The sequence below is a fragment of the Limosilactobacillus pontis genome, from assembly GCF_002940945.1.
Taxonomy (GTDB): domain Bacteria; phylum Bacillota; class Bacilli; order Lactobacillales; family Lactobacillaceae; genus Limosilactobacillus; species Limosilactobacillus pontis_A.
On the sequence record NZ_PNFV01000001.1, the window covers coordinates 102,149 to 122,891 of the forward strand.

The window sequence follows — 20,743 nt, forward strand, 5'->3', positions numbered from 1 at the left end:
GCTGAATACCAGCTCATGTAAAAGTTGGTATTCAGCGTTTTTTGTACTTTGCTTATAAATATTCAGACATTTTTGAGCTTGCGACGCCGCCCCTCTTGCAGGATGTAGATGGCCAAAATTACCAGGATAATCCCCAGGATCTCGACCCAGTTGAGGACCAGGTGGAAGAAGATCACACTCAATACCGAGGTAACGATCGGTTGGAGGGCGTCCATGATACTAACCACGTCCGACGGGGCAAACTTGGTGGCCTCCATCAGTAAGCCAAACGGCAGGATCGTCCCGAACAGGACCACTGTTCCGACCGAGGCAACCAAAGTCGTAGAGATCTGCGGTGGATTAATCCAAAATGGCCGATAGAGGTTGAAGAGGATCCCGGCGATCATGGTCCCCCAGCCGAGAACGACGATTGGCGGATTTTTCTCTGCCGCCTTCTGTGGCAAGACCACGTAAAAGGCTGCCGTAATTCCCGAACCGATCCCCCACATCAGGGAGTCAAACGGAATCGCCAGCTTGGTGATATTCCCCCGGGTGATGCTCAAGACAACTCCCAGCAGGGCGATAACAAAGGCGATAATGTCACTTCTAAACGGTCGCCGGTGCATGAAGACAATTCCCCCGAGCACGATGAACAGTGGTGATAGGTACTGAAGAATTGTAGCTGCCGAGGCGTTCCCCCGCTGGATGGCATAGTAGAAAGTCAAAAGGTTGGCCATCAACCCGAAGATCGCATAGGTGACCACCGAGATGGTCGAACTCCGGGTGGCAAAGACATTGAAGATCCGCTTACCGTAGATGAAAGCACTGATAATCAGCAGGATACTCCCGGTGACCAGGGTGCGGACTGAGAGCATCCAGGTAGCCGGGATCGCCAGGTTCTGCGAGATCAGCTGAAGAACTGTCCCCGAGATCCCCCACATGGTTGATGCTAGGGCGGCGATGATAATCCCCTTCATGACGTGGCGTGACGATGTGTTCTGCATTTTAATCATTCCTTTCTGTTATTCACCCAGCTTGTAGATTGGGATCTTCGGCCCGGCTGAGCGAGGCTGATTTCCCCGCTGGGTAGTTGCCTGTCCCTCACGGCGATTTTCAAACTGGCGCTCATGTTCGTTGATGTCGTGTTCGGTCCGCAGTCCCTGCCGCGCCCAGCTCTGCAGGATTCGCTCCATATACTGGAGGTTCAAGGCGGAGTTCATCACTGCCTGGCGAAGGGCCAGCTTGATCATGACTGCCGAATAGTCGTCCTTATCCAGCCAGTCATTGACAATCTGCATTTCCATCGAAGACAGGGGCCGACCAAATTCGCTCTCCAGGGTGGCGAAGACCTGCTGGCGGCTATTCTGGCTTGCCTCTTCCTGGGCCGTTGCGGTCGTCTGGTCCTCTAGCAGGGCCAACTTGTCGAGCAGCGGAGTGAAGTCATAAATGGCATCCTCCTTGCCGTCCGGCAGCTGTCGCATCCCCTGCTTCACCAAGTGGTTGACCATCATCTGATGAAGCTGATTGAAGACCTGGGTTTCGGTTGTCCCGAGGTTCTTGGCAATCACCCGGACATCTGGATTCATCGTTCCCCGGTCCTGATAGGACTTAAACTGCAGGTAGAGAACCAACTGGGCGGTCGACATGCCGAGCTGCTTGTAGTGGTGCACCAGCAGGTTGCTGACCGTCGTCTGACCAGCCCGAATGTAGCGCTGCAGCGGTGTTTCTTCTGTCACAATCATCACCATTCCCTTCATAACAAATTAAGAGAGGAATTATAACCAGGGTTACAACTCCTCTTTATTAAAACTACAAGTTATTGATATTTTGAATATAGCGACCGTTCTTGAAATTGATCAGGTCGTAACACAGGCTCCCCTTATGGTTGCGGTAGGTAACCTCCCACACCACCTTGTTGTTGAAGACTCCGGGAGCGACCTTCAGGATCTGGGCTGGGTGCCGGGCCGACGTAACCATCGCCCGCACCTGCTGCTCGTTGATGCCCGCACTTTGTTTGACCACCCGGATGTTTCCACCGTGCTGGGGGACAATCACCAGGATCGGTTGGTTATTCTGGTTCTTGCCGGCCACCGTATAATAGGTGCTCTCCCGGTTATAGATGTAGAAGTGGCCCGGGCTATGCAGGTGGGCATACTTCTCAGCCATGGAGACCGTCTGCCGGCGGGCGGCGGCCCGGGGCTGGTTGGCAACCGCGTAGACACTCCAGCCCAGCAATAGTAGTACTAGAATAGTCAGTAGTATATTTCGAATCGTGCGCAGCGCCGAACCTCGACTCTGCTCCCGCTGCACTTCGCGTCGACTTTGCATGTAATTATTCCCTTCTTACGTCTGACGAACGATTCGTCAACAATCATGTTAATCTTTTTGATTATACCAGATAATTCACTCTTGCGGGTCCCGATGATTCTTTTTGATAAAATTATTTGCCACATCAATCAGCTGGTCCGTCGGTAACTCCTTGATCGGCAGGTCCTTAGGGAAGCTCTTCAAAATTGTCGCCCCATAGTGCCGACTGTGGAGGCGAGAATCCAGGATCGCCGCAACCCCATAGTCATCGGCCGTCCGAATCAGGCGGCCGATCCCCTGACGCAGACGCATCGTTGCCTTAGGTAGGGCGGCACTGTAGAAGGGATTGCGGCCTTGGCGCTTGAGCAGGTCGTTGTATGCCCGGGTCATGGCCTCGCCGGGGGCGTCAAACGGCAACCGGGTGATGATCAACAGCTCCAAAGCAGTCTTGGGCAGGTCGATTCCCTCCCAGAAGCTGGCGGCCCCGAGCAGGACCGCGTTCTTACCGTTGGCAAACTGTTTGAGCAGCTTCTCCCGACCACCAGTGATCCCCTGAGCCAGAATGTCCCGCTGGTCGAAGAGGTCGGTCGTGCGCAGCTGACTGTATACCTGCTCGATCATCAGCAAAGAGTTGAAAAGGATCATCGTCTGACAGTTCGTCTGCTTGGTCAGCTTGTAGATCGTCCTGCTCAGGTAGTGAACATACTCGGTGTTATTTTGGGAATTCGGTACTGGTGCGTCAGTAGCCACTAGAACCCGGGCGTGCTGCTGATAATCAAACGGCGAGGCAAACCGCTTGGCGAGGGTTGACCGCCGATCAAGATCCAGCTGCTGGTAAAGGTAGTGGGACCGGCTTGACGAGAAAAGGGTGGCGCCAACGAACAGCGGCTGGGCAAAATACGGGTAGACGTTTTCGGTCAGGTAGTGGTTGGTAGCCAGCAGTCCCCCCGTCAGCCGCATTGCGCTATACTCGCTGGATTGACGAATGGTAAGCCAGAAGGCCGCCGAGTCACCCCGCTGTCTTAAGGTTGCGTTGTACTTATTCAGTGTGGCATCGGCAGCGGTCAGCTTAGCCATCTGACTTTGGAACTGGCTCATCAGGTAGCGGTCACTGGGCAGCCAGCGGTCGGCCTGCTGGTTAAAGATATGCTGGAGGGCGGAAAAGTGCAGCTGGACACTTCCCAGAGCCTGCTCCAGGTCCATCATCACCGGCCCGCTAACGTCAAGGAGTTGGGCAAGCTGCTGGTTATCCAGCTCCTGTTCGATCAGCTCATTCTCCCCACCAGCCGTTGATTGTTGGACGAACTGGCGGTAGAGAGCCTGCTGGAAACGATCGAGCGCCGCCTCAATATTGGTCAGGTCGCCGCGAAGGAGCTCAACATTGTAGCTGGCCAAGGCATGGGCGGCGAAGATGTCAGTCAGGTTGCGATCCTCTCCATTGCTGACCAGACCGGCCAGGACGTGGATAGCGGTCCGCAGACGGGGAAAATCAAACTGTCGTCGTGACCGCCGCAGGATACTGTCGCTGAGGTGCTGGGCCTCATCGACCACCAGGTATGGTCGCCGGGTCCCATCCCCCAGTTCCTGGGCATGTGCTACCAGGTAGGCGTGGTTAGTGATCACGATGTTGGCCTGCTGCAGCCGCTTGTTACGGCGGACAAGAAAGTCGTCGTTATAGAATTCGCTGGCCGGGTTGAGGCTCTTGACCCCGTGGTGGCGGATCTCGGTGAAATACGGCGACTGCTGGGTAGTCAGGTTGAGTTCGTCCAGGTCGCCACTGGTCGTGGTCGTCAGCCAAACCAGGATTCGGGCCTTGAGCAGCTGAACTAGCTTAGAATCCTCAATCACACTCAGGGAGTGGGCAAACTTAGCCAGGTCCAGGTAGTGGTCGTTGCCCTTGACGACTACGGCATTCATCTTAAATGGCAGGACCGTGTTCAACTGGCGAACCGCCTGCTGGGCGATCTGCTGCTGCAGGAGGTTCGTGGCGGTACTGACCACAATCCGCTTGTCGGGGTGGGCTGCGTAGCTCAGCGGCAGGAGGTAGCCCAGCGTCTTACCGCTTCCGGTTCCCGCCTCAACGATCATGTTCTTGGGTTCGTCATGGGTGTAGTTATTATAGATGCTGTTCATCATCTTAGATTGCACCGAGCGAACGGTCAGGTGGTCGCCAAAAAGCTTAGCCTTTCCCCGCTTGGTCGACGGGTACCGTGGCGTATCACTGACCTTATCAACCGTCAAGGGTCGCTGCTTGTGGAGGACCAAACCATGGCTGACATAGAGTGCGTCGGCCAGCGGTTGCGGGTGGTCGACCCGACGCGCCAGTTCACGCTCAAAGACGGCACTGGTCTGTTGCGGCAGGGCAAGTTTTAGGTCAACGATTTTTCCCAGGGTCAGAGTCGGCAGACGGTGCACCCGGTCAAGCAGGTCAATCAGCAGCTGAGCGGTTGCCTCCGCGTCGGACACCGCACTATGCGGGTGGTCATGCTCAATGTCCAGCGTGCTGGTCAGGTCCCGCAAGCGGAAGCTCTGTGCGGTTGGCAGGAGGATCTGACTCATCGTCACCGTATCAATCGCCGGAATCGGCAGCCGCGGATATCCCGCCCGTTCCAATTCCGCATTTAAAAACGGAAAATCAAAGTTAACATTGTGGGCCACGAAGATTGTCCCCGACAGGAGGCTGTAGATCGTACCGGCGACGTCCTCAAAGAGTGGGGCCCGGCGAACGTCCTGGTTGCGGATCCCGGTCAGTGAAACAATCGTGTGCGGAATCTTCTCGCGCGGGTTAACCTTGGTTTCAAATTGATTGATGATCTGGCCATCCTGGACGAGTACACAGCCGACCTGGATGATCCGATCACCGTGGTTCACGTTGGTCCCGGTTGTCTCCAGGTCCACCACGGCATAAATTGGCGCCTGCTTGTCGCGTTTCTGACGGCGCGTTGTTTTTTGTTTCTTCACAATTATCACCGAATCTCTTCAATAATTTACTTTCTTTATGATACACCATCTACCGCGCGTTTGTCCCTTGATCAACCCTTTCCGCGGGTGAACGCCGGCCAAATATTTAGATTTAGTAATAAGTCGGGGTCGCCCCTTTTCTAATAATCAATTTTAAGTTATGATGAAGAATGGAATTTTTAGAAGAAAGTAGGTTACGATGGTGAAAGAACAAGGGATTGGCACCAGCCACGCAAAAATCATCTTAATGGGGGAGCACAGCGTTGTGTACGGACAACCGGCCATCGCCCTGCCCCTCCCCTCGGTCAAGCTGACCGTCACCATGACACCTACCCACCAGGGGCAGACCGTTGATAGCCGCTATTTCAGCGGTGACTGGCACGCCCTGCCGCCTGTTATGCAGGGGGTCCGTAAGCTGATCGCCGCCCTAGTCGATCACTTTAATGGCCAAGACGATCCTTGGAAGATGCAGATTGACAGCCAGCTCCCTGCCGAACGTGGGATGGGTTCTTCGGCCGCAACCGCGGTGGCCATCGTCCGGGCCTTCTTTGACTACTATGAACAGCCGCTCGGTCGTCCTGAACTGCTGGCGCTGGCAGACGTCGAAGAACAAATCACCCACCGGAGTCCATCCGGCCTCGATGCGGCGACCGTCAGTTCCAAAACCCCACTCTATTACGTCAAAGGTCACGCAGGCACAGCCATCCCGATGAACCTCCAGGCGACGATGGTAATCGCCGATACTGGAGTTAAGGGCGCCACCAAAGAGGCCATCATGGCTGTTCAAGACCTCCTCGCCCATGACCACGACCGGGCCCAGGAGCACATTGACCACCTGGGCCGGTTAGTCGTGGCGAGTCGGACCTTCCTGGCCCAGGATGAAGTTTTTAAGCTAGGTACAACGTTAAACGCTGCCCAGCAAGACCTGCGTGCCCTCCAGGTTAGCGATGACCAGCTCGACCACCTGATCGACGTCGCCATTGAAAACGGCGCTCTGGGGGCTAAGCTGACCGGTGGCGGACGCGGTGGCTGCATGTTTGCCATCACCCGGACTGCCCTGGGGGCCCGCCGCTTATCCGGAATCCTGAAAGACAATGGCGCCCGTCAGACCTGGATTCAGCCGCTAGACACATCACGAGGTGAAGACTAATGGCGACCGCTAAAGCACATACCAACATCGCCCTAGTCAAGTACTGGGGTAAGAAGGACCAAGACCTGATCATTCCGCAGACAGACAGCCTGTCAATGACCCTGGATGAATTTTACACAACCACCCGGGTCAACTTTGATCCTGCCCTGACCGCGGACCAAGTCATGGTCAACGACCGGCCGGTAACCGGCGACGGACTGGCGCGAATCACCCGCTTCCTTGATCTTGTCCGGCAGCTGAGTGGTCGCCATCAATTTGCCCGGGTTGACTCCCACAACCACGTACCAACTGCGGCGGGGCTGGCCTCATCAGCCTCCGCCTTTGCTGCCCTGGCCGGGGCCGCCAGCCAAGCCGCCGGCCTGCACCTCTCCAGGCGGGACCTGTCCCGCCTGGCCCGGCGCGGGTCTGGGTCAGCCACTCGTTCCATTTACGGGGGCCTGGTCGAATGGCATCGTGGTCACGACGACGCAACCTCCTATGCCGAACCGATCATGGAAAAACTCGACTTCGGCCTGGAGATGCTGGCCATCATGATCAACACCGATCGCAAAAAGATCTCCAGCCGCTACGGGATGCAGTCCAGCGTGATCAGCTCGCCCTATTACGATAGCTGGAAAGAAGTCGTGGCCAACGACATGGTTACCATGAAGGCCGCCATCACGGCCCGCGATATTCCGACCATCGGCCACACCGCTGAGGAAAACGCCCTCCGGATGCACGCCCTGACCCTCTCGGCGGATCCGGGGTATACTTACTTCAACAGTGAGACCCTGACCGCCATCACAGCCATCCACCGTCTTCGCGAGCAGGGCATCAGCTGCTATTTCACGATGGATGCCGGACCCAACGTCAAGGTCATCTATGACCGACGGGACCGCGAACGGATCGTGGACGGACTTGCGGCGACCTTTGACCGGGACCGCCTGGTGGTTTCACCGGCTGGTCCGGGGATTGAAATTTGGGATGAGAACAATTGATTAACAAATAGGGGGATATATAGACTTTGATAACTGAAAAAGCACCTGGGAAGTTGTATATTGCTGGCGAATACGCGGTTGTTGAGAACGGCTACCCGGCCATCCTCGTGGCCCTGGACCAGTTTGTCACCTGCACGATCAAGGATAGTGCCCGTGAGATTGGCCAGATCATCAGCCAGCAGTACACCAATGACCAGCTGAACTGGCGGCGGATGGGGGAACGGATGGTGGTCGACAAACGCGACAACCCCTTCTCCTACATCCTGTCAGCCATCCGAATCACGGAAGAATACGCCCGCAGCTTCGGACGCGAGCTGCGAATCTACGACATGCAGATTGACAGTCAGCTCGACAGCGCCAATGGCCGCAAGTACGGTCTGGGGTCCTCAGCGGCCGTCACGGTGGCAACTGTCAAAGCCCTTTGTCACTACTACCACCTGCCCGTAAGCAAGGATGAGATCTTCAAGCTGGCGGCTATTGCCCACTTTGAGGTCCAAGGCAACGGCTCGTTGGGAGACGTGGCGGCCTCAGTTTATGGCGGCTGGATCTCCTACCACTCCTTCGATCGGCAATGGCTGGCTCAGCAACGCCAGTACCTTGACCTGAAGAGTCTGATCGACCTCCCCTGGCCAGATCTCAAGATTGAATCGCTGACGGCCCCCAAAAATCTGGAGCTATTAATTGGCTGGACCGGTAAACCGGCTTCTACCTCCCAACTAGTCGATAAGATCTCCCTCTTCAAGGCCCGCCAGCAGGATGAATACCACCGCTTTCTTGAGGACAGCAAGGCCTGCATCCAGCGGATGGTGGAAGGCTTCCACCATCAGGATCTCGACGCCATCAAACGGGAAATTCGCTTCAACCGTCACCTGCTGAAGCGACTCGGTGCCAACTCGGGAGTCGACATCGAGACCCCCGTGCTCAACCGCCTCTGCCAGATTGCGGAGCACTTTGGCGGCGCCGCCAAGACTTCCGGTGCTGGCGGCGGTGACTGCGGAATCGTTGCTATCGACCGCAATGCCGACTTCAAGGCCGTCCTCAAGTCGTGGGCCAAGGAAAAAATCGAACAGTTACCCCTGTCCGTCCACTTCATTGGCGACGTCAAGTACACCGTGCGGGAACACCTGCCGTTAATTTAAGAAATATCAAAAAAGGGGCGGTGACAATTCAGTTTGCTACGGCCCTTTTTAGGAGGTAAATTCTATGGAGTCACAACAAGCCCATCGCAAGGATGAACACCTTTCCCTGGCCACCGCATCCTACCAGCAGGCCCACCAACACCACTACTTCGACCAGGTCCGCCTGATCCACGACGCCTTGCCGGAAATGGCTGTTGACGCGGTTGATCATACCGTCCAGCTGGCAGACAATCTTCAGCTAGAATGGCCGTTCTACCTGGAGGCGATGACCGGCGGCAGCAAGCAGGCCGCCCGGGTCAATCAGGCCCTAGCACAGCTGGCCAAGAAACATCACCTGGCGATGGCAACCGGCTCGCTCAGTGTGGCCCTTAGAGAACCAGCGGCCCGACCATCCTTCACGATAGTTCGGGAAACAAACCCGGACGGTGTCGTGATCGCTAACCTCGGTGCCGACGCCAGCCTAACCCAGGCGCGAGATGCCATTAACCTCTTGTCAGCCGACGCCCTGGAACTCCACCTCAACGCCGCCCAGGAGCTGGTAATGCCTGAAGGCGACCGCCAATTCTACTGGCTGGATAACATTGCCCGCCTTGTCGACGGTCTCGACGTTCCAGTAATCGTCAAGGAAGTCGGTTTCGGGATGAGCCGGGCCACGATCGACCGCTTGCAAGAAGTTGGTGTCCAGCTGATCAACGTCAGTGGTCGTGGCGGGACCAACTTCGCCATGATTGAAAATCGCCGTAACCACCAGCTCGATATGGCTGACCTCACCGATTGGGGCCAGACTACTCCCGAGTCATTGCTTGAGGCCCGGAACAGCAAGGCCGCCATCATCGCCTCGGGTGGAATCACCTGCCCGCTTGACGTTATCAAGGCCGGGGTCCTCGGTGCCCAAGCCGTTGGGGTGGCTGGCTACTTTCTCAACCTTTTAATCCACTCCGGCGTCCCCGCTCTAGACCAGGTCCTGACCGACTGGCAGACCGAGCTTCCCCGCTTGCTGACCCTGGTCGGAGCACACCAATTTAGCGACCTCAGCCAAGTTGACTTTATCCTAACGGGACCGCTCTACGAATACGCCCAGCAGCGCGGGCTGATTTAAACATCAAATGACGTTAGCGAAGCATTCGTTTTCGCTAACGTCATTTTCATTACATATTCAAAAACGGGGTTGTGACAAAACAATGTTTTGCCGCAACCCCGTTTGCTTATTATCGAATATTACAAAGATATCACGTGCCATACCCCAGGGGCCTTAGCGTCTAGCTACGGCCAGCTGGCTCGTTCCGCGCCAACAATCGTCCTAGGCTAGCCTTACAGGTCCTAACCGTGGGCTACTTTTACTACCAGAGATAGTTGACTAAGCCAACCCTCGTCATCCCATCTGTGGCAGTCTTCTTTAATGTTTCAGCTGATTTAGCCATTGCGGCGCGCTCGCGGTCATCAAGCGGCACCTCGATAACCTTGTCGACCCCGTTGGCATTGATGACCGCCGGGGTACCAATGTAGAGATCCTTGACTCCGTACTCGCCGTTGACGTAGGCACCAACCGGCAGCACGGCATTTTCATCACGCAGAATAGCCTTCGTGATCCGTGCCAGACAGGTGGAAACACCATAGTAGGTGGCACCCTTGCGATTGATAATTTCGTAGGCCTTCTTGCGAACACCATCCTCAATGTTCAGCAGGTCTTTCTGAGCAATGTGCTCACGTTTGGCAAGCTCATAAAGTGGCAATCCACCAATGGTTGCACTGGAATAAGCGGCAAACTCTGAATCACCGTGCTCAGCCATTACATTGACGTTGACGTCCCGTGGATCTACCCCGAACCGGTTTGCCAGGGCTACCCGCAACCGAGCAGAGTCGAGTGAGGTACCGGAAGAGATGACCCTGCTGGCTGGGAATCCAGAGATCTTCTGGACCGCATACGTCAGAACATCAACCGGGTTGGCAGCGACAATAAAGATACCGTTGAATCCGGCACCCACGATTGGTTGAACAATCTCGCGCATGATCTTGAGATTCTTGTCAACCAGCTGCAGACGAGTTTCACCAGGCTTCTGGGCCGCGCCCGCACAGATAATCACTACATCAGCATCTTTACAAGTATCGTAATCAGCAGCATAAATCTGCTTTGGTGCCGTGAAGACAGTCGCGTCTTCCAGGTCCAGAACGTCACCTACAGCCCGCTTCTTCGTCAGGTCGATGATTGCAAATTCTTCAGCAAGCTCTTGCTGAACCATTGCAAAGGCATAGGCTGACCCAACCGCCCCATTACCGACAAGGACGACTTTTTGATGATTGTTGGTCATAATCGATTATCTCCCGTCAGCAGATTACATGAATAAGTGAGCGTAGATTGGAACCAGGATATCCATTGCCAGGGAAATGACCAGCACAGAAACACCAGCCATGGCACCTTGAATATCACCTAACTGCAGGGCTTTAACAGAACCAACCGTGTGTCCGGCAGAGCCCAAACCTAAACCAGTAGCAACGGCAGAGATCTTGTCGAGCCGCAGAATCTTGATCAGGAACTCAGCCAAGGCGTAGATAACAACGGCGTTTAAGATACATGCCATTGCGGTGACAGCAGGAACACCATGAACACCGGCAGCGATTGGCATGGCAACGGCAGTCGTTGCGGCTTGCGGCAGCATGGAAGCAGTTGAAGCTGCGGACAGACCGAAGAGCTTAGCTACTAATTGAATCAGGAACAGGGAAATAAAACCACCGACGAAGCAGATAACAATGATATCGAACCAGTACTTCTTGAAGGTTTTGTTAACCTTGTAAACTGGAATGGCGAAGGCCATGGTAGCAGGGTTCAGGAACCAGAAGATAATGTTACCACCTGGCAGGTAGTATTTCGTGTAAACAGCTTCGGTCGTGGAACCGGTACTCTTAGCCCAGATGACCAGAACAACGATCCCAAGAATCATCCCAACCAGCAGTGGGTTGAAGAGGAAGAAACCGTTGCTAACCTTGGTTAACCACATCCCGATAAGATAAACAACTAATGAAATGAAAATACCAGTAAATGGTAATGCTAGATTTGTTGCAATTGTAGCTGACATGATTTATTGCGCCCCCTAGTCTTTCTTGTTACCAGTAATTTTGTGGTGAATGCCCATAACCAGGGCACCGATATAGGCAATAACAACCAGGATGATAATCGTCGAAATGATAATAACACATACATCCTGGATTCCTTCACGACGCATGATGTCCAAGTGAGCGGCCAATTGGATACCCGATGGAACGAACAGGAATGCGATCAAGCCGATCATGAACGTCCCGAACTTTTCAACCTGGTGCAGCTTAACAATGTGGCAAGCTAGCAAAATATAAAGCAGCACCATCCCAATCAGCGGCGTTGGCACAACGAAGCTCTTTGGAAAAAGATCAGAGATCAGTTGAGAAACAAACAGAATAGCAGCGAAGATTCCCATTTGAACATAAATGTTAGAAGCTTCTGGCTTTTTATCCTTCTTGTCCATAAGATATTCCCTCCCACAGAAATAAATAGAAATAATTGCTCAATATTGCGATTGCAATATCATTACAGTTGTAATCTTAACGCAACATTATACTTTGTGCGGGTTTTCACACTGAAATAACCAAAATTTGGTCTGAGATACCCTCCTCCTGGGACGAAATACCCTTATTCTTGCTCAACTACCAACAATTTTGGCTAAGCTAAACAAATTATTATTTAATGTAAAAAAAGAAACCGTATCAAGACGGTTTCCGTAATTATTGCATTCCTAACGCCTGCTTAACGGTAGCTACATAGGACCGACTAACCGGGACCTTACTGCCATCCTTGAGGGTTAATTGATAGGTATGATTGAAGCTGGGCTGAAGTTCACTGACCATATTAAGGTTAACGGCAAAGCTCCGATGAATCCGGATAAACTGGGCCGGATCCAGTTGTTTGAGCAGACCGGTCAGTGATTGTTTACTAACGACACGGTGACCACCCTTCGCCCAAACCGTGGTCATCCCGTCCTGGGTCTGAATATAAAAGATTGTGTCCTTCTGTAAAACGATTGTCCGCTCGTCGTTAGTCAGCGATAGACGCGGGTTGGTCTGCTGGTTCTGCTGGTCGGGAGCCGGCTGACTGGGCCCGGTCAGCTTAGCGACCCGCTTGATGGCGTCGTTCACTCGTTGCTGAGAAAACGGTTTGAGCAGGTAGTCAACCGCATCGGCTTTGAAGGCATCCAGGGCGTACTGGTCATAGGCCGTGGCAAAGACGATGTAAGGGTGGTTGGGGCGGCTCTTAAGGCGTTCCGCCAGGGCCATCCCGCTTCCGTCCGTCAGCTGAATATCAAGAAACATCAGGTCCGGATGCTCCTTATCCACCACCTGCTGGGCACTCACCACCCCATCAGCCTCACAGATTGCCGTTACCTGTGGATTCTGCTCAACCAAGTAGTGGAGCTCATCCCGGGCGAGCGGTTCATCGTCGACAATTAACACCTTCATGATTATGATTCCCCTTTCGTAACTAACGGAATTGAAATGGTAACCGTAGTCCCGGCCTTACTGGTGGCAAAGTTCAGCTGGCTTCGCTTGTCATAAAGGCCGACCAAACGCTGGTTGAGATTCTGCAAGGCGGTTCCGGTACCGTGGCTGGAACGGACCGGCTCACGACCGAGCTTGCTGAGCACGTTTGGGGCAACCCCCTCCCCGTTGTCAGCCACCTTAATCTGAAGACGGCCATCTACCGCATTCAGGTCAATATTGACAATATTACCGTGCATCCGGTGGCTGAAGGCGTGCTTTAGGGCGTTTTCAACCAACACCTGGATCGTAAACGGCGGCAAGAGAACATCATCGCCCACCGTGTTGTTAAGGTGGACTTCAAACCGGCCCGGAAAACGGGTCTGCTCCAACATTAGGTAAGCATGCACGTGTTCACGCTCCTGGGCTAGGGTAACCTGGGTCGACCGCGCCCCGACCAGGTTGGCCCGGAAGTAAGTACCCAACTGGAGAAGAAGCTGTCGTGCTTTTTTGCTATCCCGTCGCATCATCGCACTGATCGTGTTGATCGCATTGAAGAAGAAGTGCGGGTTGACCTGGGCCTGAAGGGACTTAATCTCGGCATCACGGACCAGTTTTGCCTGCATTTCGGCTTGGCCGAGGGCAATCTGGTTAGCAAAAATCTCACCGAGTCCTTCCGCCAGCTGGACCTCCACCGGGGTCAAGCGCCAGGCAGCCGTATAATACATCTTCAAAGTCCCGATAACCCGGTCACGAATCCGCAACGGGACCACGATTGCCGCCTCCAGCGGGCAGTCATGGTGGGAACAGCCGATCTCATCGCGGTTATGGGCGATGTGAACCCGGCCGCTAGCAATGACGGTTTCCGAGAGGTGGGTCAGCATCATCTTGCCGGGGATGTGGTGGTCACTCCCCGCCCCGACGTGGGCTAAGATGGTCTGCCGGTCGGTAAGACTGACGGCGTCGAAATTAGTATGACGTTGAATCGCCTTGGCTACCTGGCGGGCAGATTGCATATTCAGCCCATTACGCAGGTGTGGCAGGGTCTCCTTAGTCAATGAGAGCACTGAATGGGTCTGCATCGCCCGGGTTTCCTCTTCCTGGCGGCGGAACATCCCAATAATTGAAAGAAAGATCGAGGTCCCAATCGAGTTGACCAGAATCATTGGCAAAGCAATGTAGCGGACCAGGGTCCAGCCGGTCGGACTAAATAGGAAGATAAAGGCCATCTGGATGGTTTCCATCAGCAGGCCGACCAGAAAACCATGCCAGGGGCTCATCACCGCAAAGGGGTTTCGCCGGTCATTATAGAGGTGACCAGAGAGCAGCCCGATCAGAATTGAACTAGGAACGTAGAACCAAGCCTGGGCTGCCATCCCCCCGAGCATGATCCGGTGAAGGCCGGCGATCAGGCCAACCGCTCCACCAACCCAGGGGCCACCGATGATCCCGGCCACCGAGACAGCCAGGATCCGGGCGTTGACAATCGAGTAGTTCTTGGAGATGGTCGTCAGAAAGACTTTATCGTGGAGTTGGTTGGCCGGGTCAATCTCGATCCCGGTACTGTTGGCCAGGATTGCGAAAATAGCAAAGATAATAGCTAACTGACACTTATCGATCCAGCGGTCGGAGGACAGCAGGCGCCGAAAGGCTGGAACATTGACCAGCAGGAAGGCCAGGATGATTACAAAGCCGACCCGCTCGCTCATTAGGATGGTTAGGTAAAACATGACCAGCCCCGCCTGTTATTGCTGGGTGCCGGTATTGATGACCGGTTGGGTTCCCCGTTCGGAAACAATGGCCACCATGATGTTATTGATGATCTGAAGGCGTTGTGCATCGGTCAAGTCGAGGTTGGTTTCCTTGGCTAACCGGTCGATGGCGTCTTCGGTGATTGAAACCGCCCCTTCAACGATGATCTTGCGAGCCGAGAGGATGGCCGCAGACTGTTGCTTCTGCAGCATAGCGCTGGCAATCTCGGTGGCGTAGGCCAGGTGGGTCAGCCGGGTCTCAATAATCTTGACCCCGGCGACGTTCAGCCGGTCCTGGAGCTCAGCAGTCAGCCGGTTCGAAACCTCGGTTGGGTTGCTCCGTAGGGTTAGGGCCGAATCGTCCTCAAAGGTATCGTATGGGTATTCGCTGGCCACGTGCCGGACCGCCGACTCGCTCTGAATCTGGACAAACTGTTCGTAGTCATCGACTGAGAAAAGGGCCTTGGCGGTGTCAACAACCTTGTAGACGATCACCGCGGCGATCTCGACCGGGTTCCCCTTGGAGTCGTTGACCTTTAGGATCTGACTGTTGAAGTTGCAGACCCGGAGTGAGACCCGCTGCTTGTCGGTAAAGGGCACCGTCATGAACAAGCCAGCGTCGCGGATCGTGCCGATGTAGTTACCAAAGAAGGTCAGCACCTTAGCCTCATTGGGCTGGATGATCGTCAGCGAGGTGCTGAAGATAATCACGATCGCCAAGATGATTCCCCCGGTGATAATGAGTCCCAACCGATCGGTCTGGTAGCCGTGAAAGACTAGCCAGCAACCGATTAGGGCGCCAATAATAACAATTAGCAGACCCAGGTAGCCGTTAACGTGAAACGCATTTTTCTCTTTCATTGTCATTTCCTCCTAAAAACGTAATCCTTTGGGGTAAAAGTTCTTGACCGTGTTCCCGACCAGCTTGCCAAACCCAGTGGCGAACCCATCACAGGTTAACAGGTACCAGCCGTTTTCCCGGGCCGCGTCGATGGTGACCACGTCGCCGTGAACGTACTGGCGCCACTGGTCATGGCTGAGGGCCAGGGTCCGCGAACAGGTCCGCGGGTCGCAGGCCAGAGCCCAAGCAAGGGCCGGCTCAAAACGATTCTTCTTGAGGGTCCCGAGGTGCAGGCCAGGACGCAGGATGGTCATCCCGGCCAGGTCAGCCGGCATCCCCGCTGGCAAGGCATAGAGCTGGTCACCAAAGGTCAGAAGCCGCTTAGGCTGATAGTCCGGCCATAGGCGGTCACGAACAGCCGCAAATTCAGCCTGGGCCGCCTTGTCCAGACCGGAACGCTGATGGCGCTTCTTCTTATTACGTCGATGACGAGCTGGCGTGACCGCCGGATCTGGGGCTGGAGTGCCGTTCTGCAGTTTGGCAATGAAGTGCCCCTCCCCTTGGATGTGGTGAGGGAAGAGACGGACAGCATCGCGCAGGGCCGGGTTATTGTCCCCCCATTCCGGCCGACCATCGTCCATCCCCGGGTACTTCTTGATTGGGACCGTCTTCAACTCGGGGTAGGTCGCCAGCAGCCAGGCCAGGTTCTGTTCGTCCTCCTCGGGGGCGAAAGTGCATGTTGAGTAGACCAGGATCCCGCCCGGCTTGAGCATCTTCAGGGCTGAGGCCAGGATCTTACGCTGGCGGTTGGCACACTCGGCCGGGTAGTCGGGATTCCAATACTCGATTCCGGCTGGCTCCTTGCGAAACATCCCCTCCCCTGAGCAGGGGGCATCGACCAGGATCCGATCAAAGAAGCGGGGAAACTGGTCCTCCAATTCGGCCGGGCTCTCGTTCATGACGACCGTACTTCTGGTTCCCCACCGTTCCAGATTCTCGGCCAGGACCTTGGCCCGCTTGCGAAAGATCTCGTTGGCCACCAGGAGACCGGTATCTCCCATCTTGGCAACCAGGTGGGTTGTTTTACCGCCGGGGGCCGCACAGAGATCGAGGACCCGCTCGCCAGGCTGGGGATCAACCACCTCGCCGACATACATGGCAGACGGCTCTTGACTGTAAATAGCCCCGGCAACGTGGTCGAGGGACTTGCCGTCGACTGTCCCGTAGTAACCGGTCGGCACATACGGTACCCGCCCGGTAGCCCGGTCAATGGTATCCTGCGGTGCTGCCTTTAGCGGGTTGACCCGGAAACCGCTCTGGCTGGGCTGGTCAAAGGATGCCAGGAAGGCCGGGGCCTCTTCCCCCAGCAGTCGCCGATACTTCTCAATAAATTCCTCAGGTAATTGCAAAATTTCTCCTCCTTTAGTTGCTTTTATTGTACCGTATTTTGCAAACAAGCTGAACCGTACTGCCCACTGATTGTGACAAATTAATTAACTTTCCGGTTCTATTCGCGTATAATGATAAATTAAAATTGTTTCTTAGGAAGTGAACTTAACTGTGAACCAACATTTAATTGCCATCGACCTCGATGGAACCACCCTAAACAACCAGTCCCAATTGACGGCGGCGACGATTAAAACCTTACGCGCCGCTGCTAAAGCTGGCCATATCGTCAGCATCATTACCGGTCGGCCCTACCGAATTGCCCGGCGGATCTACGACCAGATCGGCATCAAGACACCGATGGTCAATTTCAACGGGGCCCTGGCCCACATTCCACACGAACACTGGGACAAGGAATACGACGTCGAATTAACCCGCGAACTGGCCCTCGACCTGCTGGCTCACCACCAGCAGCTCGGTATTGACACGATCACGGTAGAGAATAAGTTCCACGTCTGGGCCAACCACGCCAGCAACCACCTGCCCGAATTTCTGCCCAACCGGCTGGCTAAGAACCAGCTGCTAACTGCTGGCAACCTCGATGGCAACCCGATTGCCCTGACGATCGAGTACCAGCCCGACCACGAGCAGGAGATCATCAAGGCCGTCAACGAGAAATACGGCGACTTCGTGGAGCCCCGGGTCTGGGGTGGTCAGTACCATATTCTGGAGCTGATCCACCGCGGTACTCACAAGGAGTCGGGAATGTACTACATCGCCAAACAGTACAACATCAGCAAGTCCAACATTATTGCCTTCGGAGATGAGCACAACGACCTGGAGATGCTCGACGCGGCTGGACGCGGGGTGGCGATGCAAAACGCTATCCCAGCCATAAAAAAAGTTGCCGACGATGTTACCTCCGTCGACAACGATCACGATGGCCTGGCCAAGTACCTCCAGGACTACTTTAAATTATCTGTCTAGCCCAGTACCGTCATCTTCAGCAGGTAGCCGATGATGACCAGAATGAACAAAACCGTAATCAGCCAGCTGATTGCCCGGTGGCCCTGAAACCAGCGGCCACTGGCAAGGATCATCACGCCCCCGCCACAGGCAACGATAACCCCCAGGGTGACCGTTGCCAGCCGGTTCTGCCCATTCAGGGTCAGCGCATAAACAATGATTGCCAGGCCCAGGATGGCCAGACCAATTGAAACTTTTTGTCGCATTATTTTACCCTCTCTTCAATATAAAAAAAGAATTATCATATAGCACTAACTTATTATAAAAATTTTGTTATAATAGACCCGAAGGCAATTCTGCAATTGCTTTCGCCAACATACTTCTACCGGGAGGAACCAGGTGATTAAATCATCGATGGCTCCTTCCTTATTTATCACAACTTATCATTTAAGGGCTGGGAGAAACTCTGTTTTCTCGCCAGCCTTTTTAGTTGCCATCATCCCCCGCCAGGCTATGTCCCTATTATAGTTGGCCCGGCCGTAAATTAAAATAACGTTTCCATAATAAAAAGCCCTGCTCTGTCAAGCAAGGCTAAATTAAATTCTACATTTGACGGCGCTTATCCATCTCCTTGACCACCCAAAGAACCGGCAGGCCGAGGACAGTAATACCGATGAAGAGGACCACGCCCCAAGGGTCATTGAAGATCTCACTGATCAGCACGAAAAGTCCCCCGGCAATTGAGATCAAAGGAATCAGCGGGTAGAGGGGAGTCGAGAATGGTCGCTCCTGCCCCTGGTTCCGCCGGCGCAGGATGAAGATCCCGAAGAAGGCCAGCGTATAGAAGCAGTAAACTGTGAAGACGCAGAGGTCTGACAGGTGGTCAGGATCAAAAAAGCACATCATGACCGTCGCCAGGGCGATGATGAAACCGATCGCCACTACCGGCTCCTTGGCCTTCGGGGTAACGTAGGCCAGGTAGCGGGAAAATGGCAGGTCGCGGCGCTTAGCCATCGCATAGACGATTCGGGGGAAGGTCATGATCTTCCCGTTGATCGTCCCCATCATTGAGATGATGATCCCAATTGACAGCAGGCGGCCACCAACCTTACCGAAGGCTGCAGTAGCCAGGTAGCCGGTCGCCCCTTCGCCCAGCTGGTGGATTTTATCGGCCGGCAGGAAGCGGAAGACCCCGAAGGTAATCAAGGTGTAGATTACCAGGACCGTCGTAATACCGATGATGATCGCTTTAGGCAGGAGCTTCTGGGGGTTCTTCATCTCCCCACCGAGGTTGGCGATTAAGATCCAGCCGTCATAGCCGAACAGGGTTGCCAAGACGGCCACCCCGAAGTTTCCACTGGACTGCTGAACCTGGCTGACTGTCTGCCCGATCGCATCCTCATGCCCGAAGAAGAGACCGAAGATGATGATGGCCGCAATTGGGATCAGCTTCCCAGCCGTCGTCAGGATCGAAAAGCCGGCCCCAACCCGGTTGTCGAGGAGGTTCATCGCCCCGATTGCCAGAATCGTCACCACCGCCAGCGGTACCCGCCAGGCTGCTGACAGACCGAAAAGCTCGGTCATCAGAATACTCATGAACCCGGCCACGGCGGCGATAATCGCCGGCCCGTAGACAATTGCCTGCATCCAACCAGACAGAAAACCCAGCAGACGGCCATAGATATTTTCAATGTAAACGTAGAGGCCCCCGGTGTATGGCATCTGGGACCCGATCTCGGCGACGGTCAGCCCCGAAGTCAAGGTAATGACCCCACCGACGATCCAAGCAAGCAGTGCTAGGCTGGAGGAACCCGCACTATCCAATACTGAAGCTTGCTTGAAGAAGATTCCGGAACCGATAATCGTTCCAATAACGATTGATAATGCTGACCACAGGCCCAAGGAACGGTTGAGCTCCTCAGTCGTGTTTTGTGGTTTCTCCATCCTAATCACATCCTTTTCTTAATATGTTATTTTTCTATTGTAACAGATCTCTTTAATTAAGAGAAGATTAAAAAAGGATTAGGATAGAAAAGGTACCCCAATCCCTTAAAAGATTAAACCACGCCCTAACCTCACTCCCTATCACGAGCCGTGCCTGAGCCTTCTTAGCAACATTGAATTAACAGGGACTTGCTCTTTCAAAATTATCGCTATTTTAACAACTAGCCATTTCAGCGTCTCTGTACTACAATTAATTTGTTTATGAAGTTAGGGAGGATTTATATGAGAGACGATGAGCATAGTTCTTCATTTGCTGATACCATTAAAGTAATTATCTTTTGGGTGTTAGTTATACTGGCTGCCTTCTTTATTGGTAAGTGGCTATTACATCTTATTGTCGATACCTACTTATGGTGTAAAGCATTAATTATTGGTACTTACATTAACATTAAAAACTTTTTTGCTAACTTATGGTATGACATTGAAGATCTTTTTTATACAATTGTTTTTGCCGTTTGCGCCGTTTGGATTGGTAATCACAGCCGTGGCTTATCGTTCTTCAGTAAGATTTTCCCTCATGAATCTGGTGAAGATATTAAGAAGCGATATTCTAACAATACCGGCTATTTAAGTCAAAATGATGAGCCACGCTATAATCATCGGGCTTTAGGGGATGATGGTAACTATCACACCATTACAACGGATAAGTACGGGGGAAACACTCGTGATGAATTTGGCCGTAATGGTTCATTACACGATCACGAGTTTCACAGGTAGAATCTCACTTCACTTTGGGTAACTAAATAGCACCATTAAATTATTAAAATAAGGGTAGCTGA

Annotated in this window: 19 protein-coding genes; 6 read left to right on the top strand and 13 right to left on the bottom strand. The window is 53.9% G+C overall.

All coding sequences use genetic code 11. The features are described from left to right. Positions 1 to 62: 62 nt before the first annotated feature. The 4 genes from CK797_RS00500 to CK797_RS00515 form a co-directional block, all read right to left on the bottom strand. A complete protein-coding gene (locus CK797_RS00500; protein ID WP_104687871.1) occupies positions 63 to 983 on the bottom strand; it encodes a DMT family transporter in 921 nt (306 codons plus the stop codon). An 18-nt stretch (positions 984 to 1,001) separates the two neighbouring features. After that, the gene (locus tag CK797_RS00505; protein ID WP_104688090.1) at positions 1,002 to 1,715 is read right to left on the bottom strand and encodes a DnaD domain-containing protein; all 714 of its coding nucleotides are present in this window, start codon (positions 1,713 to 1,715) and stop codon (positions 1,002 to 1,004) included. 73 nt (positions 1,716 to 1,788) lie between these two features. Continuing rightward, entirely contained in the window at positions 1,789 to 2,307 is a 519-nt protein-coding gene (locus tag CK797_RS00510) for a DUF5590 domain-containing protein (RefSeq protein WP_104687872.1), read from the bottom strand. A 75-nt stretch (positions 2,308 to 2,382) separates the two neighbouring features. Continuing rightward, a complete protein-coding gene (locus CK797_RS00515; protein ID WP_104687873.1) occupies positions 2,383 to 5,247 on the bottom strand; it encodes a helicase C-terminal domain-containing protein in 2,865 nt (954 codons plus the stop codon). 199 nt (positions 5,248 to 5,446) lie between these two features. On the opposite strand from CK797_RS00515, the gene mvk reads away from it, so the two are divergent. The 4 genes from mvk (at position 5,447) to fni (ending at position 9,612) form a co-directional block, all read left to right on the top strand. Further along, positions 5,447 to 6,397, top strand: a complete 951-nt coding sequence (mvk, locus tag CK797_RS00520; RefSeq protein ID WP_104687874.1) for a mevalonate kinase — start codon at positions 5,447 to 5,449, stop codon at positions 6,395 to 6,397. Further along, positions 6,397 to 7,374 (top strand): diphosphomevalonate decarboxylase, encoded by a 978-nt coding sequence (gene mvaD, locus CK797_RS00525; RefSeq protein ID WP_104687875.1) that lies wholly within the window; start codon positions 6,397 to 6,399, stop codon positions 7,372 to 7,374. Before mvk ends, mvaD begins: the two co-directional genes overlap by 1 nt. 26 nt (positions 7,375 to 7,400) lie before the next feature. Further along, positions 7,401 to 8,513: a phosphomevalonate kinase gene (locus tag CK797_RS00530; protein WP_104687876.1), complete on the top strand. Its 1,113-nt coding sequence runs from the start codon at positions 7,401 to 7,403 to the stop codon at positions 8,511 to 8,513. A 64-nt stretch (positions 8,514 to 8,577) separates the two neighbouring features. After that, positions 8,578 to 9,612, top strand: coding sequence for a type 2 isopentenyl-diphosphate Delta-isomerase (gene fni, locus CK797_RS00535; protein WP_104687877.1), 1,035 nt, complete (start codon positions 8,578 to 8,580; stop codon positions 9,610 to 9,612). A 241-nt stretch (positions 9,613 to 9,853) separates the two neighbouring features. Here the strand turns inward: fni and CK797_RS00540 are convergent, their stop codons facing one another. The 7 genes from CK797_RS00540 to CK797_RS00570 form a co-directional block, all read right to left on the bottom strand. Then, a complete protein-coding gene (locus tag CK797_RS00540; protein WP_104687878.1) occupies positions 9,854 to 10,822 on the bottom strand; it encodes an L-lactate dehydrogenase in 969 nt (322 codons plus the stop codon). 24 nt (positions 10,823 to 10,846) lie between these two features. Then, on the bottom strand, positions 10,847 to 11,587 hold the full coding sequence (locus tag CK797_RS00545; protein WP_104687879.1) for an LrgB family protein: 741 nt from the start codon (positions 11,585 to 11,587) through the stop codon (positions 10,847 to 10,849). Between the two features lie 15 nt (positions 11,588 to 11,602). After that, complete coding sequence (locus CK797_RS00550) at positions 11,603 to 12,010, bottom strand: CidA/LrgA family protein (protein ID WP_104687880.1); 408 nt, start codon at positions 12,008 to 12,010, stop codon at positions 11,603 to 11,605. A gap of 256 nt (positions 12,011 to 12,266) precedes the next feature. After that, positions 12,267 to 12,998, bottom strand: coding sequence for a LytR/AlgR family response regulator transcription factor (locus CK797_RS00555; protein WP_104687881.1), 732 nt, complete (start codon positions 12,996 to 12,998; stop codon positions 12,267 to 12,269). A 2-nt stretch (positions 12,999 to 13,000) separates the two neighbouring features. Further along, positions 13,001 to 14,746 (bottom strand): sensor histidine kinase, encoded by a 1,746-nt coding sequence (locus tag CK797_RS00560; RefSeq protein ID WP_104687882.1) that lies wholly within the window; start codon positions 14,744 to 14,746, stop codon positions 13,001 to 13,003. A 15-nt stretch (positions 14,747 to 14,761) separates the two neighbouring features. Continuing rightward, a complete protein-coding gene (locus CK797_RS00565; protein ID WP_104687883.1) occupies positions 14,762 to 15,628 on the bottom strand; it encodes an SPFH domain-containing protein in 867 nt (288 codons plus the stop codon). Positions 15,629 to 15,640: 12 nt separating this feature from the next. Further along, positions 15,641 to 17,017 (bottom strand): RsmB/NOP family class I SAM-dependent RNA methyltransferase, encoded by a 1,377-nt coding sequence (locus CK797_RS00570; protein ID WP_104687884.1) that lies wholly within the window; start codon positions 17,015 to 17,017, stop codon positions 15,641 to 15,643. Between the two features lie 151 nt (positions 17,018 to 17,168). Between CK797_RS00570 and CK797_RS00575 the strand changes: the two genes are divergently transcribed. Further along, positions 17,169 to 17,981 carry a Cof-type HAD-IIB family hydrolase gene (locus CK797_RS00575; RefSeq protein ID WP_104687885.1) on the top strand — a complete coding sequence of 271 codons (813 nt, stop codon included), beginning with the start codon at positions 17,169 to 17,171 and terminating at the stop codon, positions 17,979 to 17,981. Here CK797_RS00575 and CK797_RS00580 read toward each other — a convergent pair. Together CK797_RS00580 and CK797_RS00585 are read right to left on the bottom strand one after the other, a co-directional pair. Next, positions 17,978 to 18,226, bottom strand: a complete 249-nt coding sequence (locus tag CK797_RS00580; protein ID WP_104687886.1) for a hypothetical protein — start codon at positions 18,224 to 18,226, stop codon at positions 17,978 to 17,980. The genes CK797_RS00575 and CK797_RS00580 overlap by 4 nt on opposite strands. Before the next feature lie 337 nt (positions 18,227 to 18,563). Beyond that, a complete protein-coding gene (locus CK797_RS00585) occupies positions 18,564 to 19,904 on the bottom strand; it encodes an APC family permease (protein WP_104687887.1) in 1,341 nt (446 codons plus the stop codon). 282 nt (positions 19,905 to 20,186) lie between these two features. On the opposite strand from CK797_RS00585, the gene CK797_RS00590 reads away from it, so the two are divergent. Next, entirely contained in the window at positions 20,187 to 20,681 is a 495-nt protein-coding gene (locus CK797_RS00590; protein ID WP_104687888.1) for a hypothetical protein, read from the top strand. The last annotated feature ends 62 nt before the right edge of the window (positions 20,682 to 20,743 follow it).

Excerpts from the sequence above, each read along its gene's own strand:
- CK797_RS00500 (WP_104687871.1), bottom strand. The coding sequence starts at position 983 with ATGCAGAACACATCGTCACGCCACGTCATGAAGGGGATTATCATCGCC.
- CK797_RS00510 (WP_104687872.1), bottom strand. The coding sequence starts at position 2,307 with ATGCAAAGTCGACGCGAAGTGCAGCGGGAGCAGAGTCGAGGTTCGGCG.
- mvk (WP_104687874.1), top strand. The coding sequence starts at position 5,447 with ATGGTGAAAGAACAAGGGATTGGCACCAGCCACGCAAAAATCATCTTA.
- mvaD (WP_104687875.1), top strand. The coding sequence starts at position 6,397 with ATGGCGACCGCTAAAGCACATACCAACATCGCCCTAGTCAAGTACTGG.
- fni (WP_104687877.1), top strand. The coding sequence starts at position 8,578 with ATGGAGTCACAACAAGCCCATCGCAAGGATGAACACCTTTCCCTGGCC.
- CK797_RS00540 (WP_104687878.1), bottom strand. The coding sequence starts at position 10,822 with ATGACCAACAATCATCAAAAAGTCGTCCTTGTCGGTAATGGGGCGGTT.
- CK797_RS00545 (WP_104687879.1), bottom strand. The coding sequence starts at position 11,587 with ATGTCAGCTACAATTGCAACAAATCTAGCATTACCATTTACTGGTATT.
- CK797_RS00550 (WP_104687880.1), bottom strand. The coding sequence starts at position 12,010 with ATGGACAAGAAGGATAAAAAGCCAGAAGCTTCTAACATTTATGTTCAA.
- CK797_RS00555 (WP_104687881.1), bottom strand. The coding sequence starts at position 12,998 with ATGAAGGTGTTAATTGTCGACGATGAACCGCTCGCCCGGGATGAGCTC.
- CK797_RS00560 (WP_104687882.1), bottom strand. The coding sequence starts at position 14,746 with ATGTTTTACCTAACCATCCTAATGAGCGAGCGGGTCGGCTTTGTAATC.
- CK797_RS00565 (WP_104687883.1), bottom strand. The coding sequence starts at position 15,628 with ATGAAAGAGAAAAATGCGTTTCACGTTAACGGCTACCTGGGTCTGCTA.
- CK797_RS00580 (WP_104687886.1), bottom strand. The coding sequence starts at position 18,226 with ATGCGACAAAAAGTTTCAATTGGTCTGGCCATCCTGGGCCTGGCAATC.
- CK797_RS00585 (WP_104687887.1), bottom strand. The coding sequence starts at position 19,904 with ATGGAGAAACCACAAAACACGACTGAGGAGCTCAACCGTTCCTTGGGC.
- CK797_RS00590 (WP_104687888.1), top strand. The coding sequence starts at position 20,187 with ATGAGAGACGATGAGCATAGTTCTTCATTTGCTGATACCATTAAAGTA.